The sequence below is a fragment of the Collimonas sp. OK242 genome (genome assembly GCF_900107095.1).
GTDB lineage: Bacteria > Pseudomonadota > Gammaproteobacteria > Burkholderiales > Burkholderiaceae_D > Collimonas.
Genome location: NZ_FNOR01000007.1, coordinates 135528 through 152313, shown reverse-complemented (window position 1 = coordinate 152313; position 16786 = coordinate 135528). Strand labels below are relative to the sequence as shown.

Sequence of the window (16786 nt, the reverse complement as noted above, 5' to 3'; positions counted from 1 at the left end):
GAAGATCGATTTGCGACAGAGAATTCTGTCGTCAATCCATCCATCTATTGATCGGCATTCGCTCGATCATGGCTGTGAGGCCGGATTTTCAAGGCGCAGCAAATAGCGCCTCTGCTTCCGCGAAACCATAAAAACTGCGTTGCATGGCGTGCCAGGTTCCATGGGCGCGTACCTCGCGAGCAATATCCCGGATCGTACCCATCGCCGCCAACATCGGGCAGACACCCAGGCTGACGCGTTGCGCGCCGGCCGCGAACAGCTCGGCGGCCGAGGGCGCTCCCGGCATGGCCATCAGGCTAATCGGACCGGATACGGCGGCGCGCAAGCGCTTGATCTGGGCCAGGTCAGTCAATACCGGCACAAACACCATATCCGCACCGGCAGCCAGATAAGCGTTGGCGCGCGTCACCGTCATCGCAAAACGCGCATCGAAGTCATCGCCCAAGCCCAACAGATAAGTATCGGTGCGGGCGTTGATCCATAACGGCAGGCCGGTTTGTTCGGCGGCGCTACGAGCCGCTGCGATACGGGCCGACTGTTCCTCCACGCCGAACAAGGGCGACGCGCCAAATCCATGGCTGTTGTCTTCCAGGTTGACGCCGACGGCGCCCGCTTCAATCACGCGCCGGATGGTATCGGCCACCGCTTGCGGCGAAGCGCCATAGCCGGCCTCGATATCGGCTGTCACCGGCACCGTTGCTGCGCCGGCAATTGCGGCGATATGGCGCAACATGTCATCGCGTTTAATCAGTTCGGCATCGCGATAGCCGTGCGCATAGGCGATGCCGCCGCTGGTGGTGCCGATGGCGGGGAAGCCTGCCTCCTCAAAGATGCGGGCGCTGGCGATATCCCAGGCATTGGCCAACAAAAAATTGCCCTGCTGGTTAAGATTGCGAAAATGGCTGGCGAGCTGTTTTTGCTTTTGCATGCGTATCTCCATGAGTGGTTAGCGATGAACAGCGCAAATTATTCCCTGTCTCCAATCGCTGAACTGGCGCTTTTCGGACCTCGCCATGGCGGTTTCTTTATGTTGATGACGATGTCCGAAAAGCGCTAGACATCACCTGCTATCGGCGCGATCATGCCGCATGGAACTCGATCACGACACCTGTTACAGGGCCTTGGCCAGCCGCGATGCGCGCTTTGACGGACGGTTTTTCATTGCAGTCAAAACCACACGCATCTACTGCCGGCCAATTTGCCCGGCACGTACTGCCAAATCGGAAAACGTATTGTTTTTGCCGACGGCCGCCGCTGCACAGGAAGCCGGTTTTCGCCCCTGCCTGCGATGCCGGCCGGAAGCCGCACCTGATTCAGGCGCGTGGCGTGGCGTTTCCAACACGGGTGTATCGAATACCGTCGCGCGCGCCATGGCGCTGATCGACACGGGCGCGCTGGATGACGACGGGATGGACGCACTGACAGAGCGCCTGGGCGTAGGCGAGCGGCAATTGCGCCGTTTGTTTGCGCAGCATCTGGGGGCCTCGCCAGTTACCGTAGCGCAGACGCGCCGGGTGTTGCTGGCCAAGCAGCTGATCCACGAGACCCGTATGCCGCTTACTGAGATCGCGTTCGCTGCCGGGTTTGGCAGCATCCGGCGCTTCAACGAGGTTTTCCAGGATTTGTTCCAGCGCCCGCCCAGTGCACTGCGCCACGGCAGCCAGCCCGAGCAATCCGCGCAGACCGGAGTGACGCTGTTGCTGCGCTATCGCCCGCCCTACGACTGGCCGGCCGTGCTGGCGTTCTTGAGTGCGCGCGCAATCTCCGGCCTGGAATTGGTGGCAGACGGTTGTTATTACCGCACTATCAAGCTCGATGGCGTACACGGCACGCTGGCAGTGCAACAGGGCGACGGCAATGCCCTGAAAGTCACCATACGTTTTCCACGCCTGTCATCGTTATCCGTCATCATCGCCCGTTTGCGCAGAATGTTCGACCTGGCAGCCGACCCTGAAATCATCAACCGCCAACTATCCGCAGATCCATTGATGGCCAGGCTGACCGCTGCCCGGCCAGGCTTGCGCGTACCCGGCGCCTGGGACGGTTTCGAACTGGCGATGCGGGCGGTGCTGGGGCAGCAAATTACCGTCGCCGCCGCGATAAAGCTGGCGAGCAAGCTGGTAGCGCAATACGGCGAAGCGCTCAGCGATCCCAGCGCAGACCGGCCCGGACTGACCCATGTATTCCCGCAAGCCGCACGCGTGGCAGAAGCGGATCTGGCGCCACTCGGCATGCCGAAAACGCGCGCCGCAACCTTGTCTGCGGTGGCAGCTGCGCTGGTAGCCGATCCGCAATTGCTGGACCCCCGCGCCAGCCTGGAGGAAGCCGTGCTCAAATTACGCGCGCTGCCAGGCATAGGCGACTGGACCGCGCAATACATCGCGCTCCGTCAGCTACGCGAGCCGGATGCTTTCCCGGCGGGAGATGTGGCTTTGATGCATGCGATTGCGGTGCATGAGGGTGTCCGGCCGAATGCCAAGGAATTAACAGCGCGTGCCGAAACCTGGCGGCCATGGCGCGCGTATGCGGCGCAGCATCTTTGGGCGTCGATTGTTTGATCTAAGGAAATTTTCTGGGGCAAGCAATAATGCATGTCGCAAAGAACGCCATGGCCGCCGACGGGCACGTTCTGTTCGCCGATCGCCGGCCGGGGCGGCAAGTGCTGGAATTATTGAGCGACAAAAAAACCGTGCTCGACCACGTGGGATTTGAGGTGCGCGGGGTGATGAAAGAGAACCAGTCCCGAAACCCCATCGCGGCGGAAAGCAGTGGAATACGGCGGCATGTTTGCACCAGGCATGACGACAGGATCCCCGCCGCCGGCGAGTTCGTCCTGCATCACGAAGCGCTTGGGTGCAGCAGTTCGTGATCAGAATGGGGCGCTTGAATTACACCCATGGAATTACCGTAAGTAAATCAATGATTGAGTGTTTTAACCGTGCAGTTTTGCGCGAGTACTGCGATCTTGACCGCAGGAATGTCGGGACTGTTTCCTAGGCGAATGAGCTGACAGTTCATCGACCCTGCCAGGTGTCCTTGAAAAGAAGCAAGAGTCATCAGTTTGGATTCGGGTACGGAATGGTCGAACACCACGTAAGCTGGTATTTCCTGTCCCTTGAAATCTTTGGTTGTGCCGACTATTCCGTTAAGAGTCGTGGTTTGGCCAAGGGCGGCGACCATGCCATGGTCCACGTTCACGATCGCGTTCTTCTTTTCTTCCATAGCGTTTACACGGAAAGAGGTTTGTTGGGCGGCTGCCGTGCTGGAGCCGAAAATGCCAACAATTGCTAAGCAAAGCAGGCTGAATTTATATGATTTCATTGTTGAGAGTCATTTGGGTTAAAAAGGCGTCGGAATGTCTTGCTGCATTGCCGCAGCGTGCAGCAAGGCTATCGAAACAATTTCATCACTGTTTTACCAGTTCTACGCGGCGGTTTTTTGCGCGGCCTTCGTCGCTGCCATTGTCGGCAATCGGCTTGTCTGCGCCCAGACCGATGGCGCTCAGGCGATCCTTATCTATTCCCTTAGCCAGCAAGGTAGTCACCACCGCTTCCGCGCGCTGCTGCGAAAGCGCTTTATTGTGCTGCGCGTCGCCGCTGTTGTCAGTGTGTCCTTCCACTGACAATTTGAGGGCCGGAACCTTCGCCAGTAATTTCCCGATCTCGTTCACGGCCGCCAATCCGTCTGCTTTGATCGCGGCCTTGTCGGTATCGAAATTGATATAAAGGGCGACGTGTCCTTTGGCATTCAATGCGGTCTGCATGGCATCGGCAGTCACGAAGGCTACTTGCTGCTTCATCGCCTGTTCTTCGATTGCGGTTATCTGCGTTGAGTTACTGCTGGTCGTCACGGCAATCCACACATTTCTCTCCGGCGTCCTGATCAGGTAAGCATCATAGGCGTTGACATAATCCTTGAGGCCCAGCTTGTTGACGATGAGGTCGCCTAGATCGCCGCCATTCGCTGCGACCAAAGCGGGGTCGCCAGGCAGCACGGAATTCACTTTGACGCCACCCAGGGCCTTGATAGCAGTTTCGTAATTGCGCTGCGATGCCAGCGGGGTTAGCTGGGCATCCGCGTCGGAGAAGCGGCGGTTTTCGATACGTCCTTCCACCGCGCGTAACTGATCGCCGGCGACCACATAGCCGCGGTCGAAATCCGATTTGTCGCTGAAACGCCCGCCTTCGGCAAGATTCTGAGGCCAGTCAAGGTAAGGGAATGGCGGCAGCGGGACATTGGAAACGGGGACGTTGTCGATATTGAACGTAGCTTTGGCTACGCCGCCGTCCGGTTGCGAATCGACGGCTTTTATCGGCGCCACGGTGGCGGCATGTGCCACCCCAGCCGGGGTGGCCTCATCTCTGCGCTTGCAACCAAACAGCGGGACGGAAATGCACAAAGAGAGGGCAATGGCGAGTTTTAAATTTGGAGACATGTTCGTGTTCGCAACAATAACTGCGGAGATTTTAAAGGGGTTATTGCAATTTTTTACGGATGACAAATCAGCATTTAATGCAATTAGGCAATTTTATTGTAGTTCAAAATCAAGGGGAATTTATGCAACAACGCAAATTGCTGTCGCGTCAGCCGGGCCAAGGTGTGACTGAGTACATCATTAACGTCGCACTGATCGCTATTGCCGCCATCGACGTTTATCAAGCTTCGGCGGGGGGGTAGTCCGCGGCCAGACTGCCGCTGTACCTGCCACAGTTACAACAGGCGACACGAACTAGGGCGAGCCGGGCCGTGATACCGCGAAAAAGCCGACTATTCGTCAAATCGGGTTGCACAGCGGTTACATGGAGCGATGATCGAAGCGAAAATAAAAAATGGCTACATGCATAAGCGCGTAACCATTTGATTTTATTGCATAATATGGTGCGGCTGGCTGGAATCGAACCAGCGACCCTTGGCTTCGGAGGCCAATACTCTATCCACTGAGCTACAGCCGCATAAGAGGAACGGTGAAGAGGCATGAAGGATACCGTTTTTCTGCGCGCGCGTCCATGTAAAGCAACGTTTCTCCGTTCCAAATAGTAATTATTGCGACTATAATCAAGGGTTTGGCGGGGGATCGTGCGCTGTTTGGGCGGTTTCAACTGTTTTTTGCGCCTATCCGGCTACGGCTTTGAAAATTGCACTGAGGGAATCATGAGCGACGCACATAACGAAGAACATCAATCCGCGATCAGGACACCGAAGCAACTGATCGTTGCCATTGCAGCGGGCTTTTTGGTCCCTATCATCTGCATCGTATTGCTGGTGCAATACGTCACTGCCGGCAAGAAAGTCGGCGCCGGTTCCGAAGGGCAGACGCCGGAAGCGATTGCCGCCCGTATCAGCCCTGTGGCCGATGCCGGTTTCACCTTCAAGGATGTCAACGCACCGAAGCAATTGCTGTCGGGCGAAGAAGTTTTCAAATCTACTTGCGCAGCTTGCCATGCAGCTGGCGTAGCGGGTGCGCCTAAGGTTGGCGATGCCGGTGCCTGGGGTCCGCGTCTGGCCGACGGCTACGACAAGGTGGTCGGATATGCATTGCACGGTTTGCGGGCGATGCCGGCCAAGGGCGGCAATGCCGACCTGGACGATATCGAAGTAGCGCGCGCCGTGGTCTATATGGCCAATCAATCCGGCGGCAAGTTCAAGGAACCGGCAGTACCGGCGCCAGCCGCTGTTGCTTCAGCCTCCGCTGCAGCCAGTGCCGCTGCGGAGCCGGCAGCAAAGTAATTCAATCCTGATCCGGGAGTCGAAAAAAAACCAGTCAAAACATTGACTGGTTTTTTTTTCGCCCGAGGGCTTGGTCGGCAGATCAATAAACCTGTTGCCGGCCTTACTGAGCAGGAGCCGGTTCCCGGACATAAATCTCGGCGCGGCGATTAGTCGCGCGATGGGCTGCCGTATCGTTGGCAACCAGCGGCTGGGAGGAGCCGAGACCATCCATGGTGATGCGGTTTGGCGCGACGCCGCGGCTGCTCAGGTAGCTGCTGACATTCTGTGCGCGCTGACGTGACAGCGGACCGTTGATGGCGTCCGTACCGGTATTATCCGTATGGCCGTAGACTTCTACCAGCGATGTCGGGCTCTGGGCCAGCGTTGTCGCCAGCTGGTCCAGGATCGGGCGCAGGGCTGGATTGAGGTCGGCGCGTCCGGTAGCAAAGCCGGTATCGGCTGGAACGTTGACCTTCAGGCGGTTATCGGCTGTCTGCGTGACTTGTACGTTAGTACCGGCAGTAGCTTTTTCCATCGCCGCTTTTTGTTCTTGCTGGCGCTTACCCCAGATATTGCCGGCAACCGCGCCAATTGCACCGCCAATCGCCGCACCGGCAGCTGTCCGTCCGGCACCGCCCGGGCCTGCAATGCCGCCTACCAGGCCGCCCAATACAGCACCGGCGCCGGCGCCCATCGTTGTGTCTCTTTGGGTTTCCGTCATGTTGGCACAGCCCGCGGTTGCCACGGTAACCGCCAGGACCAGGGCGCCGATCTTGAATTTATTCATTGACTTTCCTCTCTTAGGTTGAGACAGCATCAGCAAAAAACTCCGCATCTCCGGCTGGAGATTGCGGCTATTCATCGTCCGTTGTTGCCTTGGTATTTCTACTGCTGATAAACGCCGCGCCGCCGATTGCTGCGATGACGGCAGCGCCGATAAGAAGGGGTTTGCGGGCATGACGCCTGGATAACCATGATGCGCCGGTCAGCAGCAGCGGCAGCACGGCCCGTAGATTGGCGCTCTTGAGATTGATCGGATTGCTGAACACCGAAGTAGCGATGCCGGTCATCCGGCCCAGCACGATGGACGCCAGCGATTTGCTGTTCAGGTTAGCACGCACGATATCGCGCGAGACGAGCATGTCGGCGCGATATCGTGCGCCTTCCTGCAACAGCTTTTGCTTGCGCTCGGCGGTTGAAAGCTGGCTGTCCAGTCCTGAATGTCTGCTCATGTCAGGTCCCGTTTTCAAAGTAAGGCGTCGCGGTCTTTGCGCAGTTCGGCCATGGTCGCCGGCAAACCGAGCCGGCCCTGGCGCAAAACGCTACGCACGTACAAGCCGGTGCCGATCGCAAGAATCGTAAAGAATACGGCCAGGATCAACAGTATCTTCCAGCCCAGGGCCTCCCAGGCCAGCACCAGCACCAGGCCGCTCCAGAAGGCCAGCGCAAACCACAAGGCGACGATGCCGAGCGCACAGACCAGGAATAACTGGAACAGATGGGGGCCGATCTCGGAGAATTCGAGGGCGGCCAGCTCGATGCGGCTAATCACCAGCGCAAACATGTTCTTGGCGGTGCCGACCAGCCCGGACACCAGGCCCGGACTGCCGTGCTTGGGTTGTTGTGGGTTCATGCGAGCCTGATAGTTATGCTGCGATTATTTGCGGGAAATGACCAGGCCGACCAGCAAGCCGATACCGGCCGAAATGGCAATCGCGCGCCACGGATTTTCCTGGACGTAGTCGTCGGTGGTGGCGGCGATTTCCTTGCCTGCTTCAATGGCGGCAGCTTGCACGTCTTGTGCCTTAGACACGGCGGAGTCGAGTAGTTCCAAACCTTTGTCACGCAAATCTTCGGCTTTCTCGCCGGTGCTGGCGGCCGCTTCGCGAAACAGCTGTTGCGCATCTTCGACCATGCTGCGCAGATCGCTGCGGGTTCTCAGAGTGGATCGGTGCATCGTGTGGCTCCTTCATTCGTGAATTTCTAGTATAGCGGCCGCTTCTGTAAAAACTGCGGCGGAACTGAGTTAGTCGTAGCGATGATACAGGCTCCTATGCCTACCTGCCAACAAAGTGTTTTTTTGATATTGATAGTGCGCCTGCCAGTCACCCGGGACGGGGGACTTGTGCTGCCGCAATCAAGTCTTATTTCTTATTTTGCAGTTCCGCAATCGCTTCGATGTTGCCGATCTGGATAACGATAGGGCGCAAGGCGATCGTCGCCTGCGCCGGCCGCCAGGCAAACAGCCATTCCTGGTGGGACGCGTCGCGCTTGGCTTTGCTGAAAGCGCTGCCCAAAGGGCTGGGCTGGCCGTAGCTGACGGCGGCGTCAATCCCGGCCCAGTTCGGCAGCACACGCTGCGCGGCGCGATGGATCAACTCGCCGAATTGCTCCGTGTCGTGAATCACCAGGCGGCAATCCGATGGGGCGAACGCGTTGAACAAACTGGCGTCATCGCTGCTGCTCAAGCTCAAGGTCAGCATTTGCGGCGCCGCCCGGGTTGTCGCGCCGCGCGAATGATGGAGATTGCTGATTTGCAGGCTTTCCGCGGGCGGACGCAAACGAAATTCTCCGAGCGTCAGGGAGCGCTCCAGCCATTGCCGTTCCGAGTATCGGTAGAGCTTGGCAGGGCGTTGATAATCTGCACTTAACATGATGGCCTGTCTTTATTCTTTGTGTAACTGACGCGAAAATCCCGCGTATCGAAAACTTGCGAAAATTTGCGGCTGCACCGTTGACGATGCAGCGCGCCATTGCGCATTTTATTAGAGATGGAATTCGCCGTTGGCTTCCGGCTGATAGGTCACGTCCAGTATGCGCAGCTTTAAAGGCCGGCCGCCCGGACCTTGCCAGGAAATCGATTGCCCTACCGACAGCCCCAGCAGGGCGCTGCCGACCGGCGCCAGGATCGATACCGCGTCAGGCGGATTGAATGGGCTCGGGTAGGCCAGCGTCATGCCGTATTCCGTGTTGCTGACCTCATCGACGAAACGCACCGCGGAATTCATTGTAATTACACCCGGCGGAATGTCTTCGGGAGCCAGCACGGTGGCGCGGCTCAGTTCGTTCTGCAAGGCGCCGATGCCGGGCAGGTTGCGGTAGGCGCGGGATGCCAGCAATTGTTCAATACGCTCCAGGTCGAAACTGGAAATGAGGAGTGGCGGCTGGTTATCCATTGCGATGCTGTCTCGTAGAAAAGGGGATATAGGTGCGAACGCGGCGTGGCGGAGTGCACACGGGGTCGATCTTTGCATTCCGGCTGGTAGCTCGATGGTAGGCGAGAAGCGCGCTGGAAGCAAGTCGGACACCGTCGCGCCACGATCGGGCAATAGCGCTGGCGCTTACTCGTCCATCTGCCGCTCTGCGATAGAGCGTAACTGGAAGCGGCCGTCGTCATTGAACAGCCAGCTTTCGGCGACCTCGACTTCGCCGCGGCGCAAGAGTCTGCTATCGGGTTTGGGGAAAGGAGCGGCACGCCGTAGCGTTGCCAACGCGGTGGCTTCGGCATTGCGGTCTCGATTGCTGCGCAAAATGTCCGCGCGCAGCAATTGACCGTCGGCGCTCACGAAATATTTGACGACAATCACGGCGCGCAATAGTGCCTGCGGCCGTCCGACGTACACTGCGCTCGAGTTGACCGCGACAATTCTTTGCGCCAGCCCGCGCTTGTAGTCATCCAGCGTGGTGGCCGTTGAAGTTGCGTTTGACGTGGTGGAGGACAGCGGCGATTCCGCCAGCTTGTTGGTGCAGGCGGCCAGCATGATCGCGCTGAAGGCGTACAAGCCTATCCTGATTCGGGCATTCATCTCAGTGCATCTCCATAGATTAGATTAATTATTTTATGAGTATTAATAGTGTTTGATGCAAGTCTAAGATGGCTGGATAATCCAGCTGCAGCACCGTTAGCAACGAACTCTATCAAGCTGCATTCTACTAAGACAGTCGATATGCGCCTGATGTTCCGTCTCGGTAAACAGACTCGGTAAAAAGAATCGCACAGACGAATTACAGAGAAAATTAAAACTCGCCGCCGGAGCCGCCAATCCAGTAAATACGCGGGGTTGCGGGCGCAAATGCAGTACTGCAAAAAACTTTTCAAAACAAAATGTGACGAAGCGCTAGTAAATTTAAAAAAACCGTTGTACAATCTGCCCCCTTCAGGCGTAGTGACATACGCTAAGAAAGTTTGGCTGTCTAAGTGTGCATTTTGGGTGCTTAGCTCAGTTGGTAGAGCGGCGCCCTTACAAGGCGTAGGTCGGGAGTTCGAGCCTCTCAGCACCCACCAAGTGGCCAGACGATCGTAAATGAAGCAGTAGTTTAGGAGTGGTAGTTCAGTTGGTTAGAATACCGGCCTGTCACGCCGGGGGTCGCGGGTTCGAGTCCCGTCCACTCCGCCAGAATACAAATGCCCGCGCAAGCGGGCGTTTTTATTTCAAGAATCAATTTCATATTCCCGCTTGCGGGGATATCGCTCTGTGGAGTGGAGGAAGCCGCCTGCGCGGCTTCCGGCGGGAATCGAAGGGCTGCGCTTGCAAGCGCAGCAGCGGCCTGCAAAGTGTAGGCGAGTCCCGTCCACTCCGCCAGAATACAAATGCCCGCGCAAGCGGGCATTTGTATTTCAAGAATCAATATGAAAAAGACGACCGCAAGGCCGTCTTTTTTTTGCCCGCAATTTCAAAGGGGGAATCAAAACCGGTCGCCGATGGTGCGGGTTATCGCGCTGCCCTCGGATTTTTGCAGCAGCAGCTTGCCGTTGCGGATCACCAGTGTTTCGCTGCTTTTATCCCTGGTCTCGGCGATCCTGCCGATCGGCCCGACGGCCATGCTGATGTTGGTGGCGACCTTCACCTCTGCGCTCTTGCGATCCTTGCCGATCTCGATATGTTCGATGGTGACCTGGTAATTGGTCGAGATGCCGCCTTGCCTTCCGGCTTGGGCCAGCGATTCAAACATCTTGTTGTACTTGTCGCAGCTTTCATCCTTGTTAAAATTCTCTTGAAGCCGTCCCTGGCTGGTGGAATTGATGCCGGTGCGCGTGAAATCCTTGGTCAGCATGGCGCACAACTCCTTGCCGCGGCCATTCAGGACGTGCTCGGTGGCGGTGTCGTAAAAGCGTGTGACGCTCTCCTCATCGATGGAATTTTGACGATTCCAGTACCAACTGCCTATCCCGATGGCAACTAATAATAAAATAACGACTCTCATACTGCCCTGATCCCCTTAAAACGCTAAAGACGCCTAAAATTTGCTGTGCCACTTTTGCCGATGCGGCTTAAATTACCAGTAAGCTATAGAATATCTGTAGTGCAATAATTTTGATACATAACTTAATTCCGCATCCGTGCGACCACCAGAACATGGCATTATTGTTTCTTTTTGGCACCATGTCCTGCATCCATTTCTCCCACAACATGAATCGCTGTCAGTCATGCGTGACTGCTGGTTGCCTATAAGGGTGAAAAAAACAATGGCAATCAACGGGAAGTCGGAGACATGAAACCGCAACGACGAAAAGAAGTGAATGCGATGGCATTAGGTATGCTCGGGCGCGCTGCCTTGAGCAGCCTGCTGGACACCATGCTGCTGTGGGGTTTTGCCCGTGCCGGGGTGATTGAGCTGGAAATCGTGCTGCTTTATGGCATGGCCGTGGTGATCAGCAACGGTATTTTCTACCTGATAATCCGTGGCGGCTTCAACCGGCGCTACAAGGATCCGGCCCTGACTTTCCCGCAGGTGGTCGTCGCTTTGCTGCTGCAGACCGGTTTCATGATCCTGGCGCCGCAGGTGGGCTACCTGTTCCTGATCAATTTCTTCATCATCTACGGCTTCGGGGTGCTGGGCCTGAGCACCTTCTGGTACGTGGTGAGCTGGCTGGTCGGTTCGCTCGCCCTGGTGCTGGCTTTCAGCGTCGCCGGCGCACACCTGCGGCTGCCGGTGGCGAACAATTTCAGCCAGTTGCTGGTGTGCCTGTCCTTCATCCTGACGCTGGGCCGCTGCATCTATCTGACCAATATGCTGAGCCGCATGCAGCGCAAGATCATGGAAAAGAACCAGCAGCTGGTGCTGGCGATGAAGCGGGTCCAGGAGCTGGCCACCCGCGATGAGCTGACCAATATCGAAAACCGCCGTTCGCTGATGGAAATCCTGGCGGTCGAGCAAAAGCGCTTCCAGCGCGGCGGCACGCCTTTCTGCATCGCCATCCTGGATCTGGACGGCTTCAAGTCGGTTAACGACAATTTTGGCCACGCTGCCGGCGATATGGTGCTGAAGACCTTTGTCGAGATCGTGCGTAATGAAATGCGCCTGAGCGACCATTTTGCCCGTTACGGCGGCGACGAATTCGTACTGGTGCTGACCGGCACCACGGTGCAAGAGGGCGTGACGGCGCTGGACCGGATTTGCGCCGAGACCGAGATGTATGACTGGAGCAGGTTCGGCAAGGATATTACCCTGACGGCTTCCATCGGGATTACCGATTTCCGGCCGGGCGAAAGCATAGACGAGGCCTTCCAGCGTGCCGACATGGCGCTGTATGGCGCCAAGGCGGCAGGCCGCAACCGCGTCATGATCAGCCCTGACAGTTTCGAATCTACTGACGGCGGCACCACCATCAGGGCTTTCTAAGGGCGGGGTTTCAACCGCCCCTGTCGACCGTTTGCGTCAGACTGCCGGTTCGCCGCCCAGCGCAAATACCAGGTCGCCCAGCATCTTGTTCAGCTCGCCGGTCATCAGCATCATGTCGGAATCGAAACGTTCGTCGTCATTCTTGCTGCTGGTGTCGTTGCCTTCCTTCAGAACGTCCAGCGGGGCGATGCGCTTGATCGCCAGCGATTCGGTCAGCACGAAGGAAATATGGTCGGCCCAGGTCATTGCCAGCCGCGTGCATTGCTTGCCGGAGGCGATGTGACGCCGCACGTCGTCGGCTTCGATGGTGTGGCGCACGTAACGCACGGTAGCCTTGCCCTCGCCGGCGGCGCGCAATTCGGTGTCCTGGTCGACGGTAAAGCCGTGCGGTGCTTCATCCGATGCCAGCCAGTTGGTCATCGAGGTCAGCGGCGAATGGGCAGTGCGCAGACCGGAAATCAGCAATTTGTCGACTGATCCCAGCAGCAGTTTGAGGATTTCTTCTGCCTTGGCCGGGCTGGCGGCGTCGATCACCAGCCAGCCGTTGACCGGATCGATCCAGACCCAGGTATTGCGCTGGATGCTGAACGCGCGCGGCAGCAGCTCGTCGGTGACCTGTTCCTTGAGATCTTTCAGTTGCTTGCGGCCGGGCGCATAGCCTTGCTGTTCTTCAATTTCGGCGGCGCGCGCCTTGGTCACCTGATTGACCACCGTGGCCGGCAATAATTTCTTTTCCGTACCCAGCAAAATCATCATCTGGCGATTCACTGTATGCACCAGCATGCCGTTGTCGCGCGGCGACAGCCAGCCCTGGCTTTGCAATTCCAGGCTGCTGCACTTGGCAAATGCCTGCGGCGCCAGAAACGCCTCCAGTTGTTCGGCCGAAATGGCCCATGGCGCGGGAATACGGTAGATCTGCAGATTTTTAAACCACATGGCGTTCCAATAAAAAATAATGACAATCGCTCTGCTCCCAACCGGCTGAGCAGGGGGAGTTCAGAGGGCAAAACAATCAAGTAAGATGGCAAAAACCGCGGCTAAACAAGCCGGGCGGATGAGTGCAGCGGCAGGTCTTGCAGCTGTCGCCGGACTTGCCTGAAAAGTGTGCAGGACGGGAGGCGCTATTCCCTCCGGCCTGCCAGGTGATACGTGAACAAATCCCGATCAAATGCCCATATTGGTCAAGGTATCGGCAATTTCACGCAATACGGGTTGCAGATGCGGATGGCGTACTGCCAGACGAGCCGAAATACCTTGGGCGCGTTCTATCAGGGCGGAGCGGAGATCGGAGGCAGGCGCTGACGCCGTCGTGCTGGTTGCGGCCTCGGTGGATTTCAGCAATTCCTGGATATCGGCGTCCAGCGATTGCAGCAAGCCTTTCAACTCGCTGTCCACCGTGCCGCTGCTTTCCAGCGTGCTGCGGAGTTTTTCCAGCGATGTCTTGATGTTGTCTATGCTCATGGTATTACTCCTGGAAAGGTTTTACTCTAATGCTTATCATCTCACGCGGCTCTCGGCTTCTGCAACAAAGCCTTCAAATTGGCCAGGCGATTTTGCGGGGTGATCTGCTCGGCCTCGGTCGGCATGGCGTCGCCCTCGTCGAGCCGCATTTCCTTGACGAAGCGTGATATTTCACAAACGACCGATTCGCCCGCGCGCTTGCGCTTCTTGCACCAGCTGACATGCAAGCTGCGCTGGGCGCGCGTGATGCCGACATACATCAGACGCCGCTCTTCTTCGATCCGGGCGGCGATGGTTTCCGGCGGCGCATCCGGATCGCCCTTATGCGGCAAGATGCCTTCCTCGACCCCGATCAGGAACACATGCGGATATTCCAGTCCCTTGGAAGCGTGCAAGGTCGACATGCGCACCGCATCCGGTTCCTCGTCGCGGCCCTCCAGCATCGACATCAGCGCCACCATCTGGGTCAGCTCCAGCAAGTTGCGCTCTTCGCCTGCGCCATCCTTGCCGCCTGTACCTTTTTCCTTCAGCCAGTTGGTGAAGTCCAGCACGTTCTGCCACTTGCCTTGCGCCGCGCGGTCGTCGAAGCTGTCGTACAGATAATGTTCGTAATTGATTTCCTTCATCATGTCGTCCAGCACGGCGGCCGCATTCTCGCCGCTGCCGGCAGGGCCGACGCGGCTGGCGCGGGCTTCCAGCTGATTGATGAAATGGCAGAATTCGCGCAGCGGATAGAGCTGGCGATCGGTCAGCTTGGCCTCGATGCCGCCCTTGAACACCGCTTCGAACAGCGAACACTGCCATTGCCCGGCCACGGTGCCCAGTACTTCCAGCGTCGCCTGGCCGACGCCGCGCTTGGGCGTGGTGATGGCGCGGATAAAGGCCGGATCGTCGTCTTCGTTGGCGATCAGGCGCAGGTAACTGATGATGTCCTTGATTTCGGCGCGGTCGAAAAAGCTCTGGCCGCCCGACATCGTGTAGGGAATGCGTTCGCGCCGCAGGGCTTTTTCAAAGGTCCGCGCCTGATGGTTGCCGCGGTACAGGATGGCGTAGTCGGAAAACTTGGCGCGCCGCTCGAAGCGATGAGCCGACAGCATGATCGCTACCTGCTCGGCCTCCTTCTCGTCATCCTCCATGCCCATCACCTTGATCGGATCGCCCAGTCCGTGTTCCGACCACAGTTTTTTGTCGAACAGCTTGGGATTGTTGCCGATCACGGCGTTAGCGGCTTGCAGGATGCGGGTGGAAGAGCGGTAATTCTGTTCCAGCTTGATCACTTTCAGGTCCGGAAAATCGACCTGCAGGGTTTTCAGGTTTTCGATGGTGGCGCCGCGCCAGGCGTAGATCGCCTGATCGTCGTCGCCCACTGCGGTAAACATCGGCTTCTTGCCGAGTCCGGTCACCAGCAGCTTGACCAGCTCGTACTGGCAAGTATTGGTATCCTGATATTCATCGACCAGCAGATAGCGCAGCCGCCGTTGCCATTTGTCGCGTACCGCTTCATTGCTGCGGAACAGCTCCACCGGCAAGCGGATCAGGTCGTCGAAATCGACCGCCTGATAGGCCGCCAGCGTCGCCACATAGCTGCGATAAATCCGCCCTGCCTGCGCTTCGTCTTCGGTAACAGCCTGCTTGATGGCTTGTTCGGGATCGATCAGGCCGTTCTTCCAGAGCGACATGGCGGTCTGGATGCGGCGGATCAGCTGTTTATCCGTGGTAATCGCCAGGTCTTGCACAATCGAAAAGCAGTCGTCGCTATCCATGATGGAGAAACGGTCTTTCAAGCCCAGTTCGCGCGCTTCCTGGCGCAGGATCTTGACCCCCAGCGAATGGAAGGTGCTGACGGTGATGTGCTTGGCTTGTTTCGGATCTTTCAGGAGCTTGGCGATACGCTCCTGCATTTCGGTGGCGGCCTTGTTGGTAAAGGTGAGCGCCGCGATGTGCCTGGCGTCATAACCGCAATCCTCGATCAGATGCTGGATTTTCTGCGTAATCACGCGCGTCTTGCCCGAGCCAGCACCGGCCAGCACCAGACAGGGGCCGTCCAGATACTTGACGGCTTCCCGTTGGGGAGCATTGAGACCGAAATTGGGAGTAGACGACATAACTGACCGGAAGGAGCAAAGCGCTGTATTTTAACAGTGCGCGGGAGGGCGGGTACGGTTGCTTGGGCCTGTTAACAATTGATTTGGAAGTGCGAACGCGCGGCAGGCGTTGCGTGCCTAGGCGCGAGGACGCGACGTAGCGGTGCTACGGCAAGGAGTCGCAACAACGGCATGCGACGCCTGCAGCCGTTCCCGAAGGGTTCAAGCCAAAACGTGCGCTAGCCGCGTTGCATGGCTTGCAGGGGCCTCGGCCCCTGCTGTGCCACGCGCCTTGCCAGCACACGTTTTGGCTTGAACGCATCTCCCAAATCAATTGTTAACAGGCCCTAGCGTGTTGCACCAGCTTTAGTGCCGAATATGGGACAATCTGTCATCAACTATTTGCCGGACATGCCATGAAATTCAGTCACTTGATCGAAATCAACGATCCTCTCAATCCGCTGATCGACTCCTTGAGCCGCGAACAACTATGGCGAGGGCTGGTGATGCGGGCTGAGCAGCCGATGTTGTTTGTCGAGCATCTGGACGATTGCAGTCTGTCGGACAAATCGGTGCAGTCGGTGACGCGCGAATTGCGGTACGGCAAAGTGACCGTCAAGGATGTGGTCAGCTACCTGCCGCAGCTGCAGGTGCGCTACCAGGTGCCGAAACAGCAAGATATCGCCGGCTCCAGCCTGATCATGACGATTGAAGAGCCCGGACCGGACATGCTGTTCGTACGGTTTGAATATGAAGACGATGCGGTCGAACGGCAGCCGGCGGCGCAAGCCGAACAGGAATTTTATGACGAGTTCCGGCGCTCGGCTTATGAAGAAGCCGACATCGACACCATACGCGTGATCCGCGAACTGGCGGCAGAGGGACGGCTGGGGTAACAATTACCAGCC

19 protein-coding genes and 3 tRNA genes are annotated in these 16786 nt (G+C 57.6%); 7 read left to right on the top strand and 15 right to left on the bottom strand.

Features of this window, described 5'->3' with window-relative positions:
• Positions 1-88 precede the first annotated feature (88 nt).
• A complete protein-coding gene (locus tag BLV81_RS09375; protein ID WP_176992807.1) occupies positions 89-928 on the bottom strand; it encodes an isocitrate lyase/PEP mutase family protein in 840 nt (279 codons plus the stop codon).
• A gap of 160 nt (positions 929-1088) precedes the next feature.
• Between BLV81_RS09375 and BLV81_RS09370 the strand changes: the two genes are divergently transcribed.
• Both BLV81_RS09370 and BLV81_RS09365 read left to right on the top strand, forming a co-directional pair.
• Complete coding sequence (locus BLV81_RS09370) at positions 1089-2558, top strand: AlkA N-terminal domain-containing protein (RefSeq protein WP_092354715.1); 1470 nt, start codon at positions 1089-1091, stop codon at positions 2556-2558.
• A gap of 29 nt (positions 2559-2587) precedes the next feature.
• Positions 2588-2869, top strand: coding sequence for a hypothetical protein (locus tag BLV81_RS09365; RefSeq protein WP_092354712.1), 282 nt, complete (start codon positions 2588-2590; stop codon positions 2867-2869).
• Between the two features lie 47 nt (positions 2870-2916).
• On the opposite strand, the gene BLV81_RS09360 is transcribed toward BLV81_RS09365, so the two are convergent.
• The 3 genes from BLV81_RS09360 to BLV81_RS09345 all read right to left on the bottom strand — a co-directional run bounded on the left by BLV81_RS09360 (position 2917) and on the right by BLV81_RS09345 (position 4952).
• Positions 2917-3321, bottom strand: a complete 405-nt coding sequence (locus BLV81_RS09360; protein WP_092354709.1) for a hypothetical protein — start codon at positions 3319-3321, stop codon at positions 2917-2919.
• An 85-nt stretch (positions 3322-3406) separates the two neighbouring features.
• Positions 3407-4435 (bottom strand): OmpA family protein, encoded by a 1029-nt coding sequence (locus BLV81_RS09355; protein ID WP_092354706.1) that lies wholly within the window; start codon positions 4433-4435, stop codon positions 3407-3409.
• A gap of 441 nt (positions 4436-4876) precedes the next feature.
• Positions 4877-4952 (bottom strand) — tRNA-Arg (locus BLV81_RS09345).
• 199 nt (positions 4953-5151) lie between these two features.
• Here BLV81_RS09345 and BLV81_RS09340 point away from each other — a divergent pair.
• Positions 5152-5727, top strand: coding sequence for a c-type cytochrome (locus tag BLV81_RS09340; RefSeq protein WP_092355057.1), 576 nt, complete (start codon positions 5152-5154; stop codon positions 5725-5727).
• Positions 5728-5830: 103 nt separating this feature from the next.
• Here the strand turns inward: BLV81_RS09340 and BLV81_RS09335 are convergent, their stop codons facing one another.
• The 7 genes from BLV81_RS09335 to BLV81_RS09305 all read right to left on the bottom strand — a co-directional run bounded on the left by BLV81_RS09335 (position 5831) and on the right by BLV81_RS09305 (position 9515).
• Positions 5831-6496: a YiaD family glycine zipper/OmpA-like lipoprotein gene (locus BLV81_RS09335; protein ID WP_092354701.1), complete on the bottom strand. Its 666-nt coding sequence runs from the start codon at positions 6494-6496 to the stop codon at positions 5831-5833.
• 67 nt (positions 6497-6563) lie between these two features.
• Positions 6564-6941: a hypothetical protein gene (locus tag BLV81_RS09330; protein ID WP_092354698.1), complete on the bottom strand. Its 378-nt coding sequence runs from the start codon at positions 6939-6941 to the stop codon at positions 6564-6566.
• Positions 6942-6955: 14 nt separating this feature from the next.
• Complete coding sequence (locus tag BLV81_RS09325) at positions 6956-7342, bottom strand: phage holin family protein (protein ID WP_092354695.1); 387 nt, start codon at positions 7340-7342, stop codon at positions 6956-6958.
• A gap of 24 nt (positions 7343-7366) precedes the next feature.
• Positions 7367-7666, bottom strand: coding sequence for an ElaB/YgaM/YqjD family protein (locus tag BLV81_RS09320; protein WP_092354693.1), 300 nt, complete (start codon positions 7664-7666; stop codon positions 7367-7369).
• Positions 7667-7853: 187 nt separating this feature from the next.
• Complete coding sequence (locus BLV81_RS09315) at positions 7854-8363, bottom strand: hypothetical protein (protein WP_092354690.1); 510 nt, start codon at positions 8361-8363, stop codon at positions 7854-7856.
• Between the two features lie 111 nt (positions 8364-8474).
• The gene (gene rnk / locus BLV81_RS09310) at positions 8475-8885 is read right to left on the bottom strand and encodes a nucleoside diphosphate kinase regulator (RefSeq protein WP_092354687.1); all 411 of its coding nucleotides are present in this window, start codon (positions 8883-8885) and stop codon (positions 8475-8477) included.
• A gap of 165 nt (positions 8886-9050) precedes the next feature.
• Positions 9051-9515 (bottom strand): energy transducer TonB family protein, encoded by a 465-nt coding sequence (locus tag BLV81_RS09305; RefSeq protein WP_092354684.1) that lies wholly within the window; start codon positions 9513-9515, stop codon positions 9051-9053.
• Between the two features lie 403 nt (positions 9516-9918).
• Here BLV81_RS09305 and BLV81_RS09300 point away from each other — a divergent pair.
• Both BLV81_RS09300 and BLV81_RS09295 read left to right on the top strand, forming a co-directional pair.
• Positions 9919-9994, top strand: a tRNA-Val gene (locus tag BLV81_RS09300).
• A gap of 35 nt (positions 9995-10029) precedes the next feature.
• A tRNA-Asp gene (locus BLV81_RS09295) sits at positions 10030-10106 on the top strand.
• A 289-nt stretch (positions 10107-10395) separates the two neighbouring features.
• Here the strand turns inward: BLV81_RS09295 and BLV81_RS09290 are convergent.
• Positions 10396-10914: a hypothetical protein gene (locus BLV81_RS09290; RefSeq protein ID WP_092354681.1), complete on the bottom strand. Its 519-nt coding sequence runs from the start codon at positions 10912-10914 to the stop codon at positions 10396-10398.
• 288 nt (positions 10915-11202) lie between these two features.
• On the opposite strand from BLV81_RS09290, the gene BLV81_RS09285 reads away from it, so the two are divergent.
• A complete protein-coding gene (locus tag BLV81_RS09285; protein ID WP_092354678.1) occupies positions 11203-12333 on the top strand; it encodes a GGDEF domain-containing protein in 1131 nt (376 codons plus the stop codon).
• A gap of 36 nt (positions 12334-12369) precedes the next feature.
• On the opposite strand, the gene BLV81_RS09280 is transcribed toward BLV81_RS09285, so the two are convergent.
• From BLV81_RS09280 to BLV81_RS09270, 3 genes are all read right to left on the bottom strand, one after another.
• The gene (locus BLV81_RS09280) at positions 12370-13269 is read right to left on the bottom strand and encodes a recombination-associated protein RdgC (protein WP_092354675.1); all 900 of its coding nucleotides are present in this window, start codon (positions 13267-13269) and stop codon (positions 12370-12372) included.
• Between the two features lie 228 nt (positions 13270-13497).
• On the bottom strand, positions 13498-13794 hold the full coding sequence (locus tag BLV81_RS09275; RefSeq protein ID WP_255365078.1) for a DUF4404 family protein: 297 nt from the start codon (positions 13792-13794) through the stop codon (positions 13498-13500).
• Positions 13795-13835: 41 nt separating this feature from the next.
• Positions 13836-15899, bottom strand: a complete 2064-nt coding sequence (locus tag BLV81_RS09270; protein WP_092354672.1) for a UvrD-helicase domain-containing protein — start codon at positions 15897-15899, stop codon at positions 13836-13838.
• Between the two features lie 395 nt (positions 15900-16294).
• Between BLV81_RS09270 and BLV81_RS09265 the strand changes: the two genes are divergently transcribed.
• The gene (locus tag BLV81_RS09265; protein WP_092354669.1) at positions 16295-16774 is read left to right on the top strand and encodes an SRPBCC family protein; all 480 of its coding nucleotides are present in this window, start codon (positions 16295-16297) and stop codon (positions 16772-16774) included.
• The last annotated feature ends 12 nt before the right edge of the window (positions 16775-16786 follow it).

What these genes read in the sequence shown, in the direction of transcription:
- BLV81_RS09375 (WP_176992807.1), bottom strand. Translation starts at nt 928, where the DNA reads ATGCAAAAGCAAAAACAGCTCGCCAGCCATTTTCGCAATCTTAACCAG.
- BLV81_RS09370 (WP_092354715.1), top strand. Translation starts at nt 1,089, where the DNA reads ATGGAACTCGATCACGACACCTGTTACAGGGCCTTGGCCAGCCGCGAT.
- BLV81_RS09365 (WP_092354712.1), top strand. Translation starts at nt 2,588, where the DNA reads ATGCATGTCGCAAAGAACGCCATGGCCGCCGACGGGCACGTTCTGTTC.
- BLV81_RS09360 (WP_092354709.1), bottom strand. Translation starts at nt 3,321, where the DNA reads ATGAAATCATATAAATTCAGCCTGCTTTGCTTAGCAATTGTTGGCATT.
- BLV81_RS09355 (WP_092354706.1), bottom strand. Translation starts at nt 4,435, where the DNA reads ATGTCTCCAAATTTAAAACTCGCCATTGCCCTCTCTTTGTGCATTTCC.
- BLV81_RS09340 (WP_092355057.1), top strand. Translation starts at nt 5,152, where the DNA reads ATGAGCGACGCACATAACGAAGAACATCAATCCGCGATCAGGACACCG.
- BLV81_RS09335 (WP_092354701.1), bottom strand. Translation starts at nt 6,496, where the DNA reads ATGAATAAATTCAAGATCGGCGCCCTGGTCCTGGCGGTTACCGTGGCA.
- BLV81_RS09330 (WP_092354698.1), bottom strand. Translation starts at nt 6,941, where the DNA reads ATGAGCAGACATTCAGGACTGGACAGCCAGCTTTCAACCGCCGAGCGC.
- BLV81_RS09325 (WP_092354695.1), bottom strand. Translation starts at nt 7,342, where the DNA reads ATGAACCCACAACAACCCAAGCACGGCAGTCCGGGCCTGGTGTCCGGG.
- BLV81_RS09320 (WP_092354693.1), bottom strand. Translation starts at nt 7,666, where the DNA reads ATGCACCGATCCACTCTGAGAACCCGCAGCGATCTGCGCAGCATGGTC.
- BLV81_RS09315 (WP_092354690.1), bottom strand. Translation starts at nt 8,363, where the DNA reads ATGTTAAGTGCAGATTATCAACGCCCTGCCAAGCTCTACCGATACTCG.
- rnk (WP_092354687.1), bottom strand. Translation starts at nt 8,885, where the DNA reads ATGGATAACCAGCCGCCACTCCTCATTTCCAGTTTCGACCTGGAGCGT.
- BLV81_RS09305 (WP_092354684.1), bottom strand. Translation starts at nt 9,515, where the DNA reads ATGAATGCCCGAATCAGGATAGGCTTGTACGCCTTCAGCGCGATCATG.
- BLV81_RS09290 (WP_092354681.1), bottom strand. Translation starts at nt 10,914, where the DNA reads ATGAGAGTCGTTATTTTATTATTAGTTGCCATCGGGATAGGCAGTTGG.
- BLV81_RS09285 (WP_092354678.1), top strand. Translation starts at nt 11,203, where the DNA reads ATGAAACCGCAACGACGAAAAGAAGTGAATGCGATGGCATTAGGTATG.
- BLV81_RS09280 (WP_092354675.1), bottom strand. Translation starts at nt 13,269, where the DNA reads ATGTGGTTTAAAAATCTGCAGATCTACCGTATTCCCGCGCCATGGGCC.
- BLV81_RS09275 (WP_255365078.1), bottom strand. Translation starts at nt 13,794, where the DNA reads ATGAGCATAGACAACATCAAGACATCGCTGGAAAAACTCCGCAGCACG.
- BLV81_RS09270 (WP_092354672.1), bottom strand. Translation starts at nt 15,899, where the DNA reads ATGTCGTCTACTCCCAATTTCGGTCTCAATGCTCCCCAACGGGAAGCC.
- BLV81_RS09265 (WP_092354669.1), top strand. Translation starts at nt 16,295, where the DNA reads ATGAAATTCAGTCACTTGATCGAAATCAACGATCCTCTCAATCCGCTG.